This is a genomic window from Clostridium oryzae (genome assembly GCF_002029235.1).
Classification (GTDB): domain Bacteria; phylum Bacillota; class Clostridia; order Clostridiales; family Clostridiaceae; genus Clostridium_AE; species Clostridium_AE oryzae.
The window spans coordinates 1-2,226 of record NZ_MZGV01000144.1 but is presented as its reverse complement, the minus strand read 5'-3'; the positions used below and the strand labels follow the sequence as shown (position 1 = coordinate 2,226).

Genomic DNA, 2,226 nt, shown 5'->3' with positions numbered 1-2,226 from the left:
TTAAAGTGAACTTAACTATTTCCATAAATCATTACCACCTTCAAATTACTATGTGTTTGTGTATTATCTAAATAATCTTTAATTACAATTATGTATCATGTTAGTATAATTGTAACATATATTACATGTATTCTTATATCGACAGGATAAATAAACACACAAAAGCCCGCCAACGCCCTTCTTCCAGAACATCAGCGAGCCTCTCATTCCTACTTTCTAAACCAACTTTCTCTTAAACACATCCCTAAGTCCAGCTGTCTCAATCCTTCGCTCAATCTCCTTAATATCAAGCGTGTACAGCCCAACTTCCTTCATATGCTCAAAGTACTCCGCTCCAGCAAAAGTATATCTATTTCTCCTGCCTTCCTTTGTCTCCATTTTCTCATTTGCATAGGCTATAATATCACCGATTGCTGTAGATCTAGGAAGTTGCAGTGGGGCATGCCCAAAAACCTGGGAAGCCGCATTATATCCCGCTAGAGAGCCACTGGCGATGGCCTCAGCATGGTGTTCCAAATTGCGACGAATTGGAAGTTTTTACAATACTCTGGCATGCCTTGCAATACCTTGGCTCAGAGACTTAAGAAGGCAAGGATGCTGACTGGACTGTCTCAAGAGGAGCTAGCAAAGAAGGTTGGCATCAGTCGTTCTGTTTTAAATGATGTTGAAGCCGGATATCGAGATAAGATTTTAAGGCCTACTTTGCTTAAGCTGCTAACTGTACTTGATAAGGATATTCTCTGCGATGATTATTATAGGTTTGTACTTGAGCAGGAGAAAAAATTGAAGCCACTTGTTGAGAAATACGGATTAAGAAAACTGGCTAGAATGATTGGAGTTGATCCTTCCAGTTTGAATCACTGGAAAAGGGGGGATTATCAGATTTCTAGGAGGTACTTTGAGAAGATTCTTGAACTGAAATTGTTGTAGTTTCAGTTCAAAAATTCTTCTCATTATTTTTGAAATGCGAAGTAAGTTACTTTATATTCGGCTGACTGCTGAAACCTATCTTCTTCATAATATAGATTGTCTTGTAAAACCATTCCAACAGGACAGGGCTCTCCAAGATGTAGTTCTTTGTGGCTGAGACCTGTCCCGGTAAGTGCTAAAGCTAAACTTTCTTTTTAATTATGAGAGACTTTAACATCCTTCTCTTTTAAAAGAGATAAAAATATAGTTCTCTCTCATTTAAAAGAATTATAGCATCAGTTTTCTCCGGGACAGGTCTCTGCCCTAAACTTGTGCTCCTTGCGGAGCCCTGTCCTGTTGGAAAAGACATCTAAGATTATTTATATTAAAAAAGAAAAGTTATTTAGCATACACCTAATTTCAAAGACTATTTCCTTCGTTATTTTTTCATACTATGTCATAATATAATGGAATATGAATTAATTAAATGTTATATTACGCCTTTTTAGTTAGCCAAATTGAAATCGATGATTTTAGCTTAGATCATCGGAAAAGAAAGGGTATTTTGGGAGGATTGTACAACTGAATTTATTGTAATTTAAGTTCGAGAGATTCTTCGTATTATCATTGAAATGAAAAAAGTCACAAGGTTCAGCATTGAATATTGCCACAATAATTTTTATTATCCAATTTTAATATTTGATTAGAAAAGTAACAGCTTAAGAATAATTATTTTCATGCATTGTAATAATAAAAACATTCTAACTTTAAATTATATTTATACACTACATTAGTAAGTACAGAACTATTGTAACAAATTTTTGGGATAGCCCTTATGCTCTCTAAATCCATATTCTAGCATCAATTCATCCGTTAGATATTTAACCCCCTTACAGTGCATATCAGCGATTCCTTCACTTACTAATTCATAGGTCTTAGATTTATAGAAATAATCCATACTTTCTTCTATACTGTTGCCCGTTTTTTTTGAAAATTCTATAATTATATCTTTGTATAAAGATTGCAGCAAAGTTTTATTTGCCAACATACTTTTACCCCTCCTTGCTTTCTTCATATTTTAAATATTTATCGATAATCTCTTGATTTATAATACAAATCTGTTGATTAGGCTTATAATATTGTAATCTATTCAAAGCCTCATCTTTTTTTATTAGATTGTCACGATACAATTCTATCGTGTTATATACTCTATCATCAGCAATACCACCTATAATTATGTCATATTCTAAATAAATATTGCTTCCTTCCCTACATTCTAATATAAAATCTAACCATTCCTCATTGTAATGTAAAAAC

4 protein-coding genes are annotated in these 2,226 nt (G+C 33.6%); 1 reads left to right on the top strand and 3 read right to left on the bottom strand.

What is annotated here, in order from left to right:
- Positions 1 to 216: 216 nt before the first annotated feature.
- Positions 217 to 516 carry a hypothetical protein gene (locus tag CLORY_RS23150; RefSeq protein WP_139376132.1) on the bottom strand — a complete coding sequence of 100 codons (300 nt, stop codon included), beginning with the start codon at positions 514 to 516 and terminating at the stop codon, positions 217 to 219.
- On the opposite strand from CLORY_RS23150, the gene CLORY_RS22690 reads away from it, so the two are divergent.
- Positions 505 to 930, top strand: coding sequence for a helix-turn-helix domain-containing protein (locus CLORY_RS22690; protein WP_079428851.1), 426 nt, complete (start codon positions 505 to 507; stop codon positions 928 to 930). The genes CLORY_RS23150 and CLORY_RS22690 overlap by 12 nt on opposite strands.
- A gap of 784 nt (positions 931 to 1,714) precedes the next feature.
- Here the strand turns inward: CLORY_RS22690 and CLORY_RS22685 are convergent.
- Both CLORY_RS22685 and CLORY_RS22680 read right to left on the bottom strand, forming a co-directional pair.
- On the bottom strand, positions 1,715 to 1,957 hold the full coding sequence (locus CLORY_RS22685; RefSeq protein ID WP_079428849.1) for a hypothetical protein: 243 nt from the start codon (positions 1,955 to 1,957) through the stop codon (positions 1,715 to 1,717).
- 4 nt (positions 1,958 to 1,961) lie between these two features.
- Positions 1,962 to 2,226, bottom strand: a 265-nt coding sequence (locus CLORY_RS22680; protein WP_139376131.1) for a DUF3990 domain-containing protein, incomplete at its 5' end; no start/stop codon positions are given.

Coding starts and splice junctions, on each gene's coding strand:
- CLORY_RS22690 (WP_079428851.1), top strand. CDS start 505: ATGGTGTTCCAAATTGCGACGAATTGGAAGTTTTTACAATACTCTGGC.
- CLORY_RS22685 (WP_079428849.1), bottom strand. CDS start 1,957: ATGTTGGCAAATAAAACTTTGCTGCAATCTTTATACAAAGATATAATT.